Source organism: Bradyrhizobium sp. 613_E4_N2_2 (assembly GCF_052075995.1).
In the GTDB taxonomy this organism is placed as follows: Bacteria; Pseudomonadota; Alphaproteobacteria; order Rhizobiales; family Xanthobacteraceae; genus Bradyrhizobium; species Bradyrhizobium barranii.
In genome coordinates this window covers 36,821-51,653 of the sequence record NZ_CP197234.1, presented here as the reverse complement: position 1 = coordinate 51,653, position 14,833 = coordinate 36,821, and the positions used below count along the sequence as shown (strand labels likewise).

Annotated in this window: 14 protein-coding genes; 2 read left to right on the top strand and 12 right to left on the bottom strand. The window is 64.4% G+C overall.

Annotation, left to right across the window (positions count from 1 at the left end; genetic code table 11):
* The 7 genes from ybeY to tsaB form a co-directional block, all read right to left on the bottom strand.
* Complete coding sequence (gene ybeY, locus AB7290_RS00215; RefSeq protein WP_223153827.1) at nt 1-489, bottom strand: rRNA maturation RNase YbeY; 489 nt, start codon at nt 487-489, stop codon at nt 1-3.
* Between the two features lie 82 nt (nt 490-571).
* Complete coding sequence (locus AB7290_RS00210) at nt 572-1,567, bottom strand: PhoH family protein (protein WP_071908935.1); 996 nt, start codon at nt 1,565-1,567, stop codon at nt 572-574.
* Between the two features lie 64 nt (nt 1,568-1,631).
* Nucleotides 1,632-3,026, bottom strand: coding sequence for a tRNA (N6-isopentenyl adenosine(37)-C2)-methylthiotransferase MiaB (gene miaB / locus AB7290_RS00205; protein WP_028150587.1), 1,395 nt, complete (start codon nt 3,024-3,026; stop codon nt 1,632-1,634).
* Nucleotides 3,027-3,215: 189 nt separating this feature from the next.
* Nucleotides 3,216-3,896: an HAD family hydrolase gene (locus AB7290_RS00200; RefSeq protein WP_085405053.1), complete on the bottom strand. Its 681-nt coding sequence runs from the start codon at nt 3,894-3,896 to the stop codon at nt 3,216-3,218.
* A gap of 52 nt (nt 3,897-3,948) precedes the next feature.
* Nucleotides 3,949-4,404 carry a Fur family transcriptional regulator gene (locus tag AB7290_RS00195; RefSeq protein ID WP_028150589.1) on the bottom strand — a complete coding sequence of 152 codons (456 nt, stop codon included), beginning with the start codon at nt 4,402-4,404 and terminating at the stop codon, nt 3,949-3,951.
* A 39-nt stretch (nt 4,405-4,443) separates the two neighbouring features.
* Nucleotides 4,444-4,929 carry a ribosomal protein S18-alanine N-acetyltransferase gene (gene rimI, locus AB7290_RS00190; protein WP_063980127.1) on the bottom strand — a complete coding sequence of 162 codons (486 nt, stop codon included), beginning with the start codon at nt 4,927-4,929 and terminating at the stop codon, nt 4,444-4,446.
* Nucleotides 4,926-5,621: a tRNA (adenosine(37)-N6)-threonylcarbamoyltransferase complex dimerization subunit type 1 TsaB gene (tsaB, locus tag AB7290_RS00185; protein WP_085405054.1), complete on the bottom strand. Its 696-nt coding sequence runs from the start codon at nt 5,619-5,621 to the stop codon at nt 4,926-4,928. The genes rimI and tsaB overlap by 4 nt, the downstream gene beginning before the upstream one ends.
* 306 nt (nt 5,622-5,927) lie before the next feature.
* Here tsaB and AB7290_RS00180 point away from each other — a divergent pair, with 306 nt between their 5' ends.
* Nucleotides 5,928-7,613, top strand: coding sequence for a methyl-accepting chemotaxis protein (locus AB7290_RS00180; RefSeq protein ID WP_167767946.1), 1,686 nt, complete (start codon nt 5,928-5,930; stop codon nt 7,611-7,613).
* A gap of 110 nt (nt 7,614-7,723) precedes the next feature.
* On the opposite strand, the gene AB7290_RS00175 is transcribed toward AB7290_RS00180, so the two are convergent.
* The 4 genes from AB7290_RS00175 to murJ all read right to left on the bottom strand — a co-directional run bounded on the left by AB7290_RS00175 (nt 7,724) and on the right by murJ (nt 11,838).
* Nucleotides 7,724-8,293, bottom strand: coding sequence for a NifU family protein (locus AB7290_RS00175; RefSeq protein WP_085405056.1), 570 nt, complete (start codon nt 8,291-8,293; stop codon nt 7,724-7,726).
* A gap of 261 nt (nt 8,294-8,554) precedes the next feature.
* Entirely contained in the window at nt 8,555-9,049 is a 495-nt protein-coding gene (locus AB7290_RS00170) for a universal stress protein (RefSeq protein ID WP_063980124.1), read from the bottom strand.
* Nucleotides 9,050-9,159: 110 nt separating this feature from the next.
* Nucleotides 9,160-10,212, bottom strand: a complete 1,053-nt coding sequence (gene trpS / locus AB7290_RS00165; protein ID WP_085405057.1) for a tryptophan--tRNA ligase — start codon at nt 10,210-10,212, stop codon at nt 9,160-9,162.
* A 75-nt stretch (nt 10,213-10,287) separates the two neighbouring features.
* Nucleotides 10,288-11,838, bottom strand: a complete 1,551-nt coding sequence (gene murJ / locus AB7290_RS00160; RefSeq protein ID WP_085405058.1) for a murein biosynthesis integral membrane protein MurJ — start codon at nt 11,836-11,838, stop codon at nt 10,288-10,290.
* A gap of 125 nt (nt 11,839-11,963) precedes the next feature.
* Here murJ and AB7290_RS00155 point away from each other — a divergent pair, with 125 nt between their 5' ends.
* Nucleotides 11,964-12,965 carry an adenosine kinase gene (locus AB7290_RS00155; protein WP_085405059.1) on the top strand — a complete coding sequence of 334 codons (1,002 nt, stop codon included), beginning with the start codon at nt 11,964-11,966 and terminating at the stop codon, nt 12,963-12,965.
* Nucleotides 12,966-13,072: 107 nt separating this feature from the next.
* Here the strand turns inward: AB7290_RS00155 and AB7290_RS00150 are convergent, their stop codons facing one another.
* Nucleotides 13,073-14,767: an AMP-binding protein gene (locus AB7290_RS00150; protein WP_085405112.1), complete on the bottom strand. Its 1,695-nt coding sequence runs from the start codon at nt 14,765-14,767 to the stop codon at nt 13,073-13,075.
* Nucleotides 14,768-14,833: the final 66 nt, after the last annotated feature.

Genomic DNA, 14,833 nt, shown 5'->3' with positions numbered 1-14,833 from the left:
TCAATGCGTCCCCGGGCGGTCTGCATAGGGATCGGGTATGCCGAGATGAGACAGGATCTCTCGTTCGAGCGCTTCCATCTCCTCCGCGTCGCCATCGTTCTCGTGGTCGTAGCCGACCAGGTGCAGGAAACCATGCACGGCGAGATGGCTCAAATGATGATCGAACGGCTTCTGTTCCTCGTCCGCCTCGCGCCGCATGGTCTCGTAGGCGATCGCGATGTCGCCGAGCATACGCGGCGCATCGCCTTCCTTCCACTCACCCTCCGGCTGGAGCGCGGGGAACGACAGCACGTTGGTCGGCTTGTCGATGCCGCGCCAGTTGCTGTTGAGCGTGCGGATGCCGGCATCATCGGTCAGCATCACGGCCACTTCGGCGTCGGCAACGTCCTCGTCGACACTTTCGGCGGCGGCCGCCACCGCACGCTGGATCACCGCTTCGGAATCGGGCTCGCGCTGCCAGCAATCGGCAACGACGAGGACCTCGGTCATGGGAAGGTTTGGATGTGACATCTTGTCTGTTCGGAACCAAAGGACGCCCTGTCCGCGCCCGTATGGTCCGGTTGTTGTCTCGCTAGGATTTACCGGTGGCCGGCCGCTGCGGCTGCCCCTCATAGGCAGAGACGATTCGTGCCACGAGCTCGTGGCGGATCACGTCCTCGGCTTTGAAATGAACTTGTGCAATACCTTCGACGCCGCCCAGCAGGCGCGTCGCTTCCGCAAGGCCCGAAGTCTGGCCGTTCGGCAGGTCGATCTGCGAGGGATCGCCGGTCACGATCATGCGGCTGTTCTCGCCGAGACGGGTCAAGAACATCTTCATCTGCATCGACGTGGTGTTCTGCGCCTCGTCCAGGATGATCGCAGCGTTGGTCAGCGTGCGGCCGCGCATGAAGGCGAGCGGCGCGATCTCGATCTCGCCGGTCTGGAGCGCCCGCTCGACGATGCGCGCGTCCATGAGGTCGTAAAGCGCGTCGTAGATCGGACGGAGATACGGATCGACCTTCTCGCGGAGATCGCCGGGCAAAAAGCCGAGCCGCTCGCCGGCCTCGACCGCCGGACGCGACAGTATGATCTTGTCGACTTCCTTGCGCTCGAACAGCTGCGCGGCATGCGCGACCGCGAGCCAGGTCTTGCCGGTGCCGGCGGGGCCGATGCCGAAGACCAGCTCGTGGCGCTTCAGCGCGCGGATGTAGGAATCCTGCGCGGCAGTGCGCGCGCGCACCGGCCGCTTGCGCAAATTGATGCTGTCGAAGGTGGATTTGGCCGATTTGGCGTCGAATTCGAACAGCGAGCCCTGCGCGATCACGGCGCGGATCGCGCCTTCGACTTCGCCCTGGTCGAGATCCTGCCCCTTCACGGCCTGCGCGTAGAGTGTCTCCAGCACGCGGCGCGCGGCGTCGCAGCCGTCGCGCGTGCCGCCGATGGTGATGTGGTTGCCCTTGGAGTCGACCACGACGCCGAGCCGCCGCTCGATCTGGGCGAGATGCTGGCCGTAGGGGCCGACCAGCGCGGAAGCGGCGCGATTGTCGTCGAAGTCGATGACGACCTGCGTCTCGGGCGGAACTTGCATGTCGCGGTCAAATTTGCGGCTGGGAGCGAACGAAGACGAATCCGATGCGCTTTTTGGCAAGGGTTCAGGCTCCAATGGCTTGCGATAAAGCGGGCTCGCGCGCGTTACGCGGCGTCACGAGCTCACCGAGGAAACTATAGCGTTCGAGGCTGTCGATCCGGACCGGCAGGATCTGTCCGATGATGTCGGGCGAGGCCATCACATGCGCAGGTTGAAGGAAGGCAGTGCGGCCGACGATCTGGCCCTCCTTGCGGGCCGGACGCTCGAACAGCACATCGACCGTTGAGCCAATCGCGGCCTTGTTGAAGGCCGATTGCTGGCTGTCGATCAGTTCCTGGAGCCGCTCCAATCGCTGGTCCATCTCGGCGGGGGACACCGTCTCCTGCATATCCGCGGCCGGCGTTCCCGGCCGGGCGGAGTATTTGAACGAATATGCGGCAGCGTAGCCGATTTGCGTGACAAGCGCGAGGGTGGCGAGAAAATCTTGCTCGCTTTCGCCGGGGAAGCCCACGATAAAATCTGATGAAAAAGCAATGTCTTGGCGCGCGGACCGGAAACGGTCGATGACACGCCGATAATCATCGGCGGTATGTTTCCGGTTCATGGCGGCGAGAATCCGGTCCGAACCCGACTGCACCGGCAGGTGCACGAACGGCATCAGTTCACCGAGATCGCGATGGGCTGCAATCAAACTGTCATCGACATCGCGGGGATGGCTGGTCGAATAGCGCAGCCGCGCGATGCCGGGAATCTTCGCCAGGTGTTCGAGCAACCGGCCGAGCGGCCAGCTTGTCCCGTCCGGTCCCTCGCCGTGATAGCCGTTGACGTTCTGCCCGATCAGCGTGAGCTCGCGCACGCCGTTGTCGGCGAGCCGCTTCACGTCGTCGACGATCTTCGCCACGGGACGTGAGACTTCGGCGCCGCGCGTATAGGGCACGACGCAGAAGGTGCAGAACTTGTCGCAGCCTTCCTGCACCGTGACGAAAGCGGAAATGCCGCGCGCGCGAATCGCATCGGGTTTTGGCTGGGCCAGGAAGCCGAACTTGTCGGCTGCGGGAAACTCGGTCTCGATCGCACGGCCTTCGTCGCGCGCGCGCTTCAAAAGCTCCGGAAGGTGATGATAGCTCTGCGGGCCGACCACGACGTCAACCACCGGCGCGCGGCGCGTGATCTCCCCACCCTCGGCCTGCGCCACGCAGCCCGCCACCGCGATCTGCATCGCCCGGCCCCCGCGCGCGGCCTCGTCCTTGGCGACCCGCAGCCGGCCGAGCTCGGAATAGACCTTTTCGGAGGCCTTCTCGCGGATATGGCAGGTGTTGAGGATGACGAGGTCGGCATCCTCCGCGTTGGCCGTCTCCACGAATCCTTCCGGAGCCAGCGTGTCCACCATGCGCTGGGCATCGTAGACGTTCATCTGGCAGCCATATGATTTGATGTGCAGCTTGCGCGGCGGCGTCATGGAACCCGGAATTGAGGTGGAGGACGCCCCTCAGATATAGGCTGGAGGGGCGAAAATCCAGCGATTGACACCCAGCGGGGTGGTTCCTAGGCGCCCGCAAGGCGGGAGAACCCGGATTCCAGAGGTTTTGGCGCGAGATTCCGGGTTCATACGCGTTGCGTGTGCCTGGGAATGACGACGGGGCCGAAATCAGCCCGCCCGGGTGTTCCCCGCGACCCGCCGGACCAGGTCCGGCAAGTGCCGCATATCGTCGAACGTCAATCCGGCGCCGGCGGCACGCAGCCTCTCGGCGTGACCCGGCGGGCAATGGCTGCCGCCGTGAAAGCCCAGCACGCTCATCCCGGCGGCATGCGCGCCGGTCACTCCGGGGACGCTGTCCTCGATCACGACGCACCGTTCCGGCGCGGCTTTCATCCGTTCGGCGGCAAACAGGAACAGATCGGGTGCGGGCTTGCCGCGAGCGACCTGGCTCGCGGAAAAGATGTTCGGGGCGAGCAGGTCGTAGAGCCCGGCGCATGTCAGGCCGTGATGGATCTTCTCCGGCGTGCCGCTCGATGCGACGCATTTCGGCAAATCGATTGCGGCAATCGCTGCGGCCACGTGGGTGATCGGCTGCAAATCGCTGGCGTAAAATTGCAGCGTGGCCGCATTCACTTGGCTCTCAAGATCGTCGGGGAGGTTGTGGCCGATTTCCTGTTCGACCATCCGCCGCGCGTCTTTCTCGGATACGCCGAGGAAGCGGACCAGCACCTGCTCCGACGTGATCGGATAGCCGTGCCGTGTCAGCACGTCCGCATGTGCGCGACAGGAGATCACCTCGCTGTCCACGAGCACGCCGTCGCAATCGAAGATGATGAGATCTATAGGCACTACGGCATGATCCGGAAAAGTGTGAAGCGGTTTTCCGACAAGATCATGCCACTCAAGACGTCGGCTTGTCGTCGTCGAGCGGAACGCAATAGAGCTCGAGCCGGTGATCGACCAGCTTGTAGCCGAGCTTGCGGGCGATCTCGGCCTGCAGCTTCTCGATCTCCTCGGAGGTGAACTCGATCACCTTGCCGTCGCGCAGATTGATGAGGTGGTCGTGATGGCTGTCGCGCATCGTCTCGTAGCGCGCGCGGCCCTCGCGGAAATCATGGCGCTCGATGATGCCGGCATCCTCGAACAGCTTGACGGTGCGATACACGGTCGAGATCGAGATCTTGTCGTCGACGGCGACGCAGCGCCGGTAAAGTTCCTCGACGTCGGGATGGTCGACCGATTCCGCCAGCACGCGGGCGATGACGCGGCGCTGCTCGGTCATGCGCATGCCGGTGGCGGCGCAGCGAGCCTCGATGCCGGTCGCCTTGGAGGCGGAGGAAGGTTTAAGTCCAGTCATAGTGTGTCTGCCTGACGGGGGCGCTTTCTGCCATCAATGTTACGACAAGTCACGTCGCATCAGAAGTGCGTTCAATTGTTCCCCGTTGGGCTGCTTATAGTAGCGTTCGCGGCGCCCGACCACCATGAATCCGGCCCGATCGTAGAGCCGCCGCGCCGGCTGGTTATTTTCCTCGACTTCGAGAAATATTGTGCGCACGCCGCGCCCTGCGAGGTGGCCGAGATGCGTCATCAGCAGCGTGCCGGACAGCCCGCGGCCGCGGTGAGCCTGGTCGACCGCGATGGAGAGGATTTCTGCTTCGTCCGCGCCGATTCGCGAGACCGCGAATCCGATGGTCTTGCGGCCGAGCCGCAACCGGTGCACGAGCGTGTTGCGCTCGCCGATCATGCCTTCGAACTCGCCTTCGCCCCAGCCGCGGGCAAAGGATTGTCCGTGCAACTGCGCCAGCCGCGCGGCGTCGCGCGTGGAGGCCGGCTCGACGGCGGCCGTGCCGCCGCGCCACCATTCCGAAAGCCATCTCATCATGAGGTTGCGGCTTGTGCTGCGAACGGTGGCTGTGCGGCCGGCTTTGCGTCGGGCGCCTTCAGATAGAACGGCCGCGCCGGCGTGGTTTCGGGATTGGCCGCGGCGCCGAGCCAGGCGATCCAGCCGATGTCAGGCGCGGGCTGCGCGTCGACCGCAACGGGTTGCGGACCGTTCTTCGGCCAGCGATCGGCGAGGATCTTTGCGGCATTGCCGACCAGATGCGGCGCACCGAATTGCGAGGCCGCAATCGCCGCGTCAATTGGCACGACGCTCGGCCGCACCAGCGGGCTGCCGTCGCCGGCTACGATCTGGAAGTAGACGTGATCGTGCCGCGCATCGATCGCCGAGATCACCGGCGCCGTTCCGCTCTGGCCGACGACGGTGGCGGCATAGGCCGAAAGCGTCGTCAGCCCGACGGCGGGCCGCTTCGCCGCGAGCGCAAGGCCGCGCGCCGCCGAAATGCCCACCCGCAGGCCCGTGAAGCTGCCGGGACCGACGGTGACGGCGATGCGGTCGAGCGAGGTGAAGGCAAGATCGGCCGATTGCATCACGCGCGCGATCATCGGCATCAGCGCTTCGGCGTGGCCGCGCTTCATCAGAAGCGATTCCTCCGCAAGCAGCTGGCCGGCGTCGGTGTCGAGAACGGCGGCCGCGCACGCCTCCAGCGCAGTATCGATGGCAAGGATCAGCATCGAATCAGCTTAGTCGGTCGAGCCGCGGTCGAACCAGTCCAAGTTTGATTTCTCGACAGGCGCACGATCGGCCCCGTAATTCTACGTGGGCGCGAAGGCGACAAAATTTTCGCTCCCCATTTTCGATGCGGATGCATCAATTTGCAACCTTAGAGATAGCTAAGTGATTGAAATGTTGTCATTTTAAGTAATCATTAGCAAACCAATGACACCGTCAACGGGCGGGAGAGCGAGTCAACGACGACTCAGACGGGGCGCTTTGGCAGATCAAGCCGCGCCTGTTCGGTCATTTGGAAGGGTTCATTTATGTCTTTTTGGCGAAGCGGTTCTTCGGCTAGGGAGGCCTTGGCTCAGGTCATTGCACTCGGCAAGTCGCAGGCGGTCATCGAATTCAATCTCGACGGCACCATTATCACGGCCAACCAGAATTTCCTGGACGCGATGGGCTACCGGCTCGACGAGGTCGCCGGCAAGCACCACAGCATGTTCGTGATGCCGGAGGAGCGGGGCAGCGCGGCCTATCGCGAGTTCTGGGCGCAGCTCGGCCGCGGCGAATATCAATCAGCCGAATACAAGCGGCTCGGCAAGGGCGGTCGCGAGATCTGGATCCAGGCGTCCTATAATCCGATCATCGACGAGGCCGGCAAACCGGTGAAGGTCGTCAAGTTCGCGACCGACATCACCGCGCGCAAGATCCGCAGCCTCGAAGATGCCGGCAAGATTTCCGCGATCGGCCGCGCCCAGGCGGTGATCGAGTTTAATCTCGACGGCACCATCATCACCGCCAACGAGAATTTCCTGAGCACGGTGGGCTATCGGCTCGACGAGATCCAGGGGCAGCATCACAGCATATTCGTGGGGGCAGGTGAGCGCGATAGCGCAGCCTATCGCGAATTCTGGGCGAAGCTCGGCCGCGGCGAATTCCAGTCCGGCGAGTACAAGCGCTTCGGCAAGGGCGGCAAGGAGGTCTGGATTCTCGCTTCCTACAATCCGATCCTCGATGAGACCGGCAAGCCGTTCAAGGTGGTGAAGTTCGCCACCGACGTCAGCGCGCAGAAGCTGTCGAATGCGAATTTCGCCGGCCAGATCGAGGCGATCGGCAAGTCGCAGGCCGTGATCGAGTTCAGCATGGACGGCAAGGTTTTGACGGCCAATGAAAACTTCCTCGGCGCGCTCGGCTATACGCTGTCCGAGATCGTCGGCAAGCATCACAGCATGTTCGTGGGCGCCGACGAGCGCGACAGCGAAGCCTATCGCGCCTTCTGGGCCAGGCTGAACGCCGGTGAATTCCAGTCCGGTGAATATCAGCGCGTCGGCAAGGGCGGCCGGCAGGTCTGGATTCAGGCCTCCTACAATCCGATCCGCGATCTCAACGGCAATCCGTTCAAGGTCGTGAAATACGCCTCCGACACCACCGCCCAGGTGATCGCGCGCAAGCGCAGCGAAAAGGTGCGCGACATGATGGAATCGGTCGCCGCCGGTGCCGAGGAGCTCAACGCCTCGGTGCGCGAGATCGCGGAAGCCATGACGCGCTCGCGCGAGACCGCATCGACCGCGGTCGATCGGGTCGAGGCGGCGGACCATCAGGCGCAGCGGCTGACTCAGGCGGCGGAGTCGATGAGCATGATCGTGCAGCTGATCGGCAGCATCACCGGTCAGATCAATCTGCTGGCGCTGAACGCCACCATCGAATCCGCGCGCGCCGGCGAGGCCGGTCGCGGCTTTGCCGTGGTGGCATCTGAAGTGAAGAACCTCGCCAATCAGGCCAAGCAGGCGGCTGATCGGATCGAGCAGGAGATCGGCAATCTCAACGGCATCTCGGTCGACGTGGTCGCCGCGCTGGGGGCGATCCGGGGCGCGATCGAGGGCGTCAGCGAATATGTGTCGTCAACGGCCGCCGCCGTCGAGGAGCAGAGCACCGTCACCAGCGAAATGTCGGCGAGCATGCGCAAGGCCGCGGAAGAGGCGGCGAGCATCGGCCGGGCGGCGTAGGAGAGATCTCGTAGGGTGGGCAAAGCGAAGCGTGCCCACCTCTTCTTTTCGCGATGATTGCACGGTGGGCACGGCGCAAGCGCGCCTTTGCCCACCCTACGGCACTTCGCCTACATCGGCCGGACTTCGACCACGTCGGGCACGAAATGCTTGAGCAAATTCTGGATGCCGTGCTGGAGCGTCGCGGTCGACGACGGGCAGCCGGCGCAGGAGCCCTTCATGTTGAGATAGACGATACCGTCCTTGAAGCCGCGGAAGGTGATGTCGCCGCCGTCATTGGCGACCGCGGGCCGCACGCGGGTCTCGATCAGATCCTTGATCATGTCGACCGTCTCGGCATCGGACTCGTCGAAGAACTCATCCTCGTCGTCGAGGTCGACATCGCTTGGAGCCGCGCCATCGGCGAGCAACGGCGCGCCGGACATGTAGTGCTCCATGATGGCGCCGAGGATCGCGGGCTTGAGCTGCTGCCATTCACCGTTCGCCTTGGTCACGGTGATGAAATCCGATCCATAGAACACGCCGGTGACGCCGGGCACGTCGAACAGCTTTTCGGCCAGCGGCGAGCGCGTGGCCGCTTCGCGGCTCGAAAATTCCATCGGGCCGCCGTCGACGACGACACGGCCGGGAATGAACTTCAGCGTGGCGGGATTGGGGGTGGCTTCGGTTTGAATGAACATGGTTTTCTCCAGACGTCGCCGGTTCAAGGCCGGCGCGCAAGCTATCCAGTAGCAGATGGCGACGAGGAACGCACGGTCAAGGGGCGGGGAGGGCGTTTCGTTGCGATATCAGCGAGTTAGGACACTTTAATATTCCCGCGCCGTCATGGCCGGGCTTGTCCCGGCCATCCACGCCTTGCTTGGTGGCGCCAAGAACGTGGATGCCCGGGACAAGCCCGAGCATGACGGATATCTGGTTGGCCGCAGTCCAGATAGGGACGCCTACGACAGCGAATCCACGCTTCCGTCGCTCAGCGCGCCCGAGATGATCGTCACCGGCACCGGGAACGTGCCCAGTTCATGCGCCAGCAGCGAGACCAGCGGTCCCGGACCCTCCGCGCCGGGATTGGCGGCGAGCACCAGCATGGCGATGTCAGGGTCCTCGTCGATCACGGCGAGCAGTTGTTCCATTGCATCGCCTTCGCGGATCACCCGCTCCGGCGTGATCGCGGCGATGCCGTTGGCGCGGCCGGCGGCGCGGTCGAGCGCGGCTTCCGCCGCCTCCTGCGCCTCGGCGCGCATGATCTCGGCCACCCCAAGCCATTCCTGACTCTGCTGCTCGGGCTCGATGATGCGCAGCATGACCACGCCGCCGCCGGCGCGGATCGCCCAGCGGCTGGCATAGTAGACCGCGCGATCCCATTCGGCGGTGTCATCGACGATCACGAGGCATTTGGGCTTGTGACCCGGCTCGAAGCAAAGTCGCTTGCTGGTCATGCATGTCCCGGAATGTGCACGGCCGGCATGCTGCCACACTCCCTCACGCTTGGGGAGAGGAGAAGCGGCCGGCGCAGTGGGCGCCGGCCGGGTCTCGCAAATGCGGGGAATCAGCGCCGGCGGATGAAGCCGACGATGTCCTTCGAGAGCTTCATGGTCTCGTCGGCGATGGCGCGGGCCCGGTCGGCGCCATCGTTCAGGATCGCGTCGATATGGCCGGGGTCGGCGACGAGGCGCTTCATCTCGCCGGCGATCGGCGAGAGTTTTGTCACGCACAGATCCACCAGCGCATTCTTGAAGCTGGAGAACTGGCCGCCGCCGAATTCTCTGAGCACGTCGGCCTTGGAGCGGCCGGAGAGCGCGGCGAAGATACCGACGAGATTGTCGGCCTCGGGGCGCGCTTCCAGGCCCTTTTCCTCTGACGGCAGCGGCTCGGGGTCGGTCTTCGCCTTGCGCACCTTCTGCGCGATGGTGTCGGCGTCGTCGGTCAAATTGATGCGCGAATTGTCGGAGGCGTCCGACTTCGACATCTTCTTGGTGCCGTCGCGCAGGCTCATCACGCGCGTCGCCGGTCCCGTGATCAGCGGTTCCGGCAGCGGGAAGAACAGGCCGTCATTGGCGCCGAGGCTGCGGATCGAGTCACCAAAGTCGTTGTTGAACTTCTGCGCGATGTCGCGCGAGAGCTCGAGATGCTGCTTCTGGTCCTCGCCGACCGGAACGTGGGTGGCGCGGTACAGCAGAATGTCGGCGGCCATCAGCACGGGATAGTCGAAGAGGCCAACGGACGCGTTCTCGCGGTCCTTGCCGGCCTTCTCCTTGAACTGGGTCATGCGGCCCAGCCAACCCATGCGCGCGACGCAGTTGAAGATCCAGGCGAGCTCGGCATGGCCCGAGACCTGGCTCTGGTTGAACACGATGTGCTTTTTCGGATCGATGCCGCTCGCGATGAACGCCGCGGTCACCTCGCGGGTGTTGCGCGCGAGCTCGACCGGCCCGCCCCAGACGTCCACGCCTTGCGTGATCGCGTGCATGTCGACGACGCAATAGATGCAGTTGTGGGTTTCCTGCATCTTCACGAAGTTCACGATCGCGCCGAGGTAATTGCCGAGATGCAGATTGCCCGTCGGCTGGACGCCCGAAAAGACCCGTTCAACGAATGCCATGGTAAGTCTTCCTGGAAGGTATTCGGCCGTCGTTTCCAACAGCGGCGCTGCCCCGTCAAGGGTAATTCGATGGCGTCACGCCTCGGACTCGGTCCGGGCCGGGCGCTTCAGCACGTTAACCGCCTCGCGCCATGAGGCCGCGCCGAGGACCTGCAGGAGCACGCCATAGACGGCGATTCCGGCTGCGATCTGCACGCCCAGGACGATGAAGCGGATCAGCCCATGCGCCTCGGCGGGCGTCAGACCGGTCGTGAGCCAGAGCAGGGCGCCCATGGCAGCCGCGGCGAGCACGATCCGCGGCAGCCGGTTGCGGGCGGCCGCATCGACCGAGAAGCCGAACTCGCTGGTGCCTTTCCGCAGCAGCGAGATCGCACTGCTCCAGGCGCCGGCCGCGATGCTGGCAGCGATTCCGCTCGCGCCAAGGACGTGTCCGAGCACGACAGCGAGGGCGATCGCGACCACAAAGCCCTTGGCGGTCGCCAGCAGCGGCGTCATCGTGTCGCTGCGGGCATAGTAGGCCGGCGACAGCGCCTTGATCAGCACATGCGCCGGTAGGCCCAGCGCCAGCCACATCAGCGCATGCGCGGTGGCCGTACTGTCGTCCGCGCTGAATGCGCCATGCTCGAACAACAGCCGCACGATTGGTTCGGCCAGCACGACGAGGCCGAGCGTCGCCGGCAGCGCCAGCCCGGTTGCCAGTTCCAGCGCCCGCGATTCCGCATGCGCCACGGCGTCACGGTCGCCGCTACGCACCGCGCGCGTCAGCTCCGGCACCAGCACCGTGCCCATGGCGACGCCGACGATGCCGAGCGGCAGCTCGATCAGGCGGTTGGCGAAATAGAGCCAGGACACGGCGGAGGGCGTTGCCGAGGCGATGATCGCGCCCGCGACCATCAGCCATTGCGGGCCCGAGCTTGCGATCATGCCCGGGATGGCTTTGGCAAAGAAGGCGCGCATCTCCGCGTCGAAGCTGATCCGCAGCGGCGTCGCCAGTCGCGCGCTTCGCTGCGACAGCAGCATCAGCAATTGCAGCAGGCCGGCCACGCCGACGGTCGCCGCCAGCATCCATGCTGCGAAGCCGGCGTCGGCATGCCAGACGAGCAGCATCGCAATGGCCGCAATCAGCGCGATGTTGAACAGCAGCGGCGAGAATGCGGTGAGTGCAAAGCGCCCCTGCGCATTGAGCAGCCCCATCAGCACGGTGACAGGTCCGGCGAAGGCGAGATAGGGGAGCATCAGCCGCGCGTTCGCGACGGCAAGATCGAGCGTGCCGCTACCCAGAAATCCAGGCGCGATCACCGTGATGATCAGTGGCATCACAAGCGCGATGACGATCGAAATCGCGATCAGCGCCGCGCTGACCGTGCCGAGCACGCGTCCCGCGAAGGCGGAAGCGGCCGCTTCGCCATCACGGTCACGGACGCGTAGCCAGGCCGGGATCAGGGCAGCGTTCAGCGCCCCCTCACTGAGCAGCCGTCGCACCACATTGACGAGCTGGAACGCTGCCAGAAACGCGTCCGCCACCGCGCCCGTGCCCAACAGAGCGGCAATCATGGAATCGCGGGCAAAGCCGAGCAGCCGCGAGGCCAGTGTTCCCGTTGAAACTGTCAGGAAAGAGCGGATCATTGCGCCGACATAATACCGTTGCTTGCCCGCTTGGGGCCGGTCGTGATAGGCCGCGAGCCAGATTTCAGACCGACAGGAAGCGGATTTCCGCGGGTATCGCAATCCGCCAAACAGGATCAAGGTGAATGGCTGACGTGAAATATGACGTTCTCGGCATCGGCAACGCGCTGTTCGACGTGCTGGTCAAGACCGACGAGGCCTTTTTGGGCAAGCACGGTATGACCAAGGGCAGCATGTCCCTGATCGACGAGGCGCGGGCCGCCGCCATCTACAAGGACATGGGGCCGGCGACCGAAGTCTCGGGCGGATCTGCCGCCAACACCATCGTCGGCATCGGCAGCCTCGGCGCACGCGCGGCCTATGTCGGCAAGGTCAAGGACGACCAGATCGGCAAGCTCTATGTCCACGACATCCGCGCTGCCGGCGTCGCCTTCAACACGCCCGCTGCGAAGGATGGCCCTGCGACCGGCTGTTCCTACATCCTGGTCACCGATGACGGCGAGCGCACCATGAACACCTATCTCGGTGCCGCGCAGGATTTGTCGCCCGCCGACATCGATCCGGCCGAGATCGCTTCTGCCGGCATCGTCTATCTCGAAGGCTATCTCTGGGACCCCAAGAACGCCAAGGACGCCTTCGTCAAGGCGGCCCAGATCGCGCATGATGCCAAGCGCAAGGTGGCGCTGACGCTGTCGGATTCGTTCTGCGTCGATCGCTATCGCGACGAATTCCTCGGACTGATGCGCAACGGCACCGTCGACATCGTGTTCGCCAACGAATCCGAGCTGCATTCGCTCTACACGACCTCGGACTTCGACACCGCCCTGAAGCAGCTGCGCAACGACGTCAAGCTCGGCGTGGTCACCCGCAGCGAGAAGGGCTGCGTGGTGGTGACGCCGACCGAGGCCGTCGCAGCGCCGGCCTCACCGATCGCGAAGCTGGTGGACACCACCGGTGCCGGTGATCTCTTCGCCGCCGGTTTCCTGTACGGTCTCGCGCGCAACCTTGCGCACAAGCAGTGCGGCGAGCTCGGCGCGCTCGCGGCCGCCGAAGTGATCCAGCACATCGGCGCGCGTCCGCAGGTGTCGCTGAAGGAGCTGGCGCAGCAGCGCGGGTTGACGGTTTAACTCCGCTTTCTCCCCGTCATTGCGAGGAGCGTAGCGACGAAGCAATCCAGACTATCTCCGCAGAGGCAGACTGGATTGCTTCGCTGCGCTCGCAATGACGCCGTACCCTAAGCCGTCTTCGCCGCCTTCAATCCCAGCCGCTGCTCCACCGCATCGCGCATCACGAATTTCTGAATCTTGCCGGTCACGGTCATCGGAAACTCGTCGACGAACTCCACATAGCGCGGGATCTTGTTGTGCGCGATCTGGCCGTCGCAGAACGCGCGAACCTCTTCGGCCGTCAGCGTCTCGCCCGGCCTGACGCGGATCCAGGCGCAGAGCTCCTCGCCATAGCGAGTGTCTGCCACGCCAAAAATCTGCACGTCCTGAATCTTGGGGTGGCGATACAAAAACTCCTCGATCTCGCGCGGATAGAGGTTCTCGCCGCCGCGGATCACCAGATCCTTGATGCGGCCGACGATGTTGCAATAGCCCTCGTCGTCGATGGTGGCGAGATCGCCGGTGTGCATCCAGCCATTGGCATCGAGCACGTCCGCCGTCTTTTCCTTCTCCTCCCAATAGCCCAGCATGATGCTGTAGCCGCGGGTGCAGAGCTCGCCGCGTTCGCCGCGCTTGACGATCCTGCCCTCGAGATCGACGACCTTGACCTCGACATGCGGATGAATCCGCCCGACGGTCGAGACGCGCCGTTCGAGCGGGTCGTCCGTCGCGCTCTGGAAGCTGACCGGACTGGTCTCGGTCATGCCGTAGGCGATGGTGACCTCGCGCATGTTCATCTCGGTGTTGACGCGCTTCATCACCTCGATCGGGCAGGGCGCGCCCGCCATGATGCCGGTGCGCAGCGATGTCAGGTCGAACTTCGGGAAGTCGGGGTGATCGAGCTCCGCGATGAACATCGTCGGCACGCCGTACAGCGCCGTGCACTTTTCCTGCTCGACCGCGCGCAGCGTCGCGAGCGGATCGAAACCCTCGCCGGGATATACCATCGTCGTGCCGAGCGTGACGGAGGCGAGGTTGCCCATCACCATGCCGAAGCAGTGATAGAGCGGCACCGGAATGCAGATGCGATCCTGCTCGGTCAGGTGCATCGCACGTCCGGTGAAATAGCCGTTGTTGAGGATATTGTGGTGCGTCAGCGTCACGCCCTTGGGCGATCCCGTGGTGCCGCTGGTGAACTGGATGTTGACGGGATCGTCGAATTGCAAGGCAGCGCCGAGTGCAGTGAGCTGCTCGCGATGCTGCGCTCCGCCGATGCGCGCGATTTCTTCGAACGGGATCGTGCCCGATGCCGCGGGGCCACCGATCTGGATCACCATCCGCAACTCCGGCAGTCGCGCTGCGTTTAGTTGTCCGGGCTTGGCGCTGGCCAGTTCCGGCAGCAGCGTGTTGAGCATCTCCAAGTAATGACTGGTCTTGAACACGGTCGCCGTGACGATCGCCTTACAGCCGACCTTGCGCAGCGCGAACTCCAACTCGCTCAAGCGGTAGGCGGGATTGATCGTCACCAGGATCAGGCCGGCCTTGGCGGCGGCGAACTGGGTCAGCGTCCATTCCGGCCGGTTCAGCGACCAGATGCCGATCCGCTGCCCCCGCTCGAGGCCGAGCGCGATAAAGCCGGCGGCGAGCGCGTCGACCCGTTCGGCGAATTCGGTCCAGGTCCATCGCACGCCGTGGCTAGGCGAGACCAGCGCCTCGCGATGGCCCCAGCGCCGCACGGCGCGGTCAAGGCTGCGGCCGATGGTTTCGCCGAGCAGCGGCGTGTCCGAGATGCCGCAAACATAGCTGTCGGCTTTGTCAGCCAAATTGTCCACCAAGCTCGTCTCCTCAAAGCTCTTGCCTCGTGCCTGAAGCCGATGGCCTTGGCACGA

What these genes read in the sequence shown, in the direction of transcription:
- rimI (WP_063980127.1), bottom strand. Translation starts at nt 4,929, where the DNA reads ATGATGAGATGGCTTTCGGAATGGTGGCGCGGCGGCACGGCCGCCGTC.
- AB7290_RS00195 (WP_028150589.1), bottom strand. Translation starts at nt 4,404, where the DNA reads ATGACTGGACTTAAACCTTCCTCCGCCTCCAAGGCGACCGGCATCGAG.
- murJ (WP_085405058.1), bottom strand. Translation starts at nt 11,838, where the DNA reads ATGATCCGCTCTTTCCTGACAGTTTCAACGGGAACACTGGCCTCGCGG.
- tsaB (WP_085405054.1), bottom strand. Translation starts at nt 5,621, where the DNA reads ATGCTGATCCTTGCCATCGATACTGCGCTGGAGGCGTGCGCGGCCGCC.
- ybeY (WP_223153827.1), bottom strand. Translation starts at nt 489, where the DNA reads ATGACCGAGGTCCTCGTCGTTGCCGATTGCTGGCAGCGCGAGCCCGAT.
- AB7290_RS00210 (WP_071908935.1), bottom strand. Translation starts at nt 1,567, where the DNA reads ATGCAAGTTCCGCCCGAGACGCAGGTCGTCATCGACTTCGACGACAAT.
- AB7290_RS00170 (WP_063980124.1), bottom strand. Translation starts at nt 9,049, where the DNA reads ATGACCAGCAAGCGACTTTGCTTCGAGCCGGGTCACAAGCCCAAATGC.
- miaB (WP_028150587.1), bottom strand. Translation starts at nt 3,026, where the DNA reads ATGACGCCGCCGCGCAAGCTGCACATCAAATCATATGGCTGCCAGATG.
- AB7290_RS00180 (WP_167767946.1), top strand. Translation starts at nt 5,928, where the DNA reads ATGTCTTTTTGGCGAAGCGGTTCTTCGGCTAGGGAGGCCTTGGCTCAG.
- AB7290_RS00155 (WP_085405059.1), top strand. Translation starts at nt 11,964, where the DNA reads ATGGCTGACGTGAAATATGACGTTCTCGGCATCGGCAACGCGCTGTTC.
- trpS (WP_085405057.1), bottom strand. Translation starts at nt 10,212, where the DNA reads ATGGCATTCGTTGAACGGGTCTTTTCGGGCGTCCAGCCGACGGGCAAT.
- AB7290_RS00175 (WP_085405056.1), bottom strand. Translation starts at nt 8,293, where the DNA reads ATGTTCATTCAAACCGAAGCCACCCCCAATCCCGCCACGCTGAAGTTC.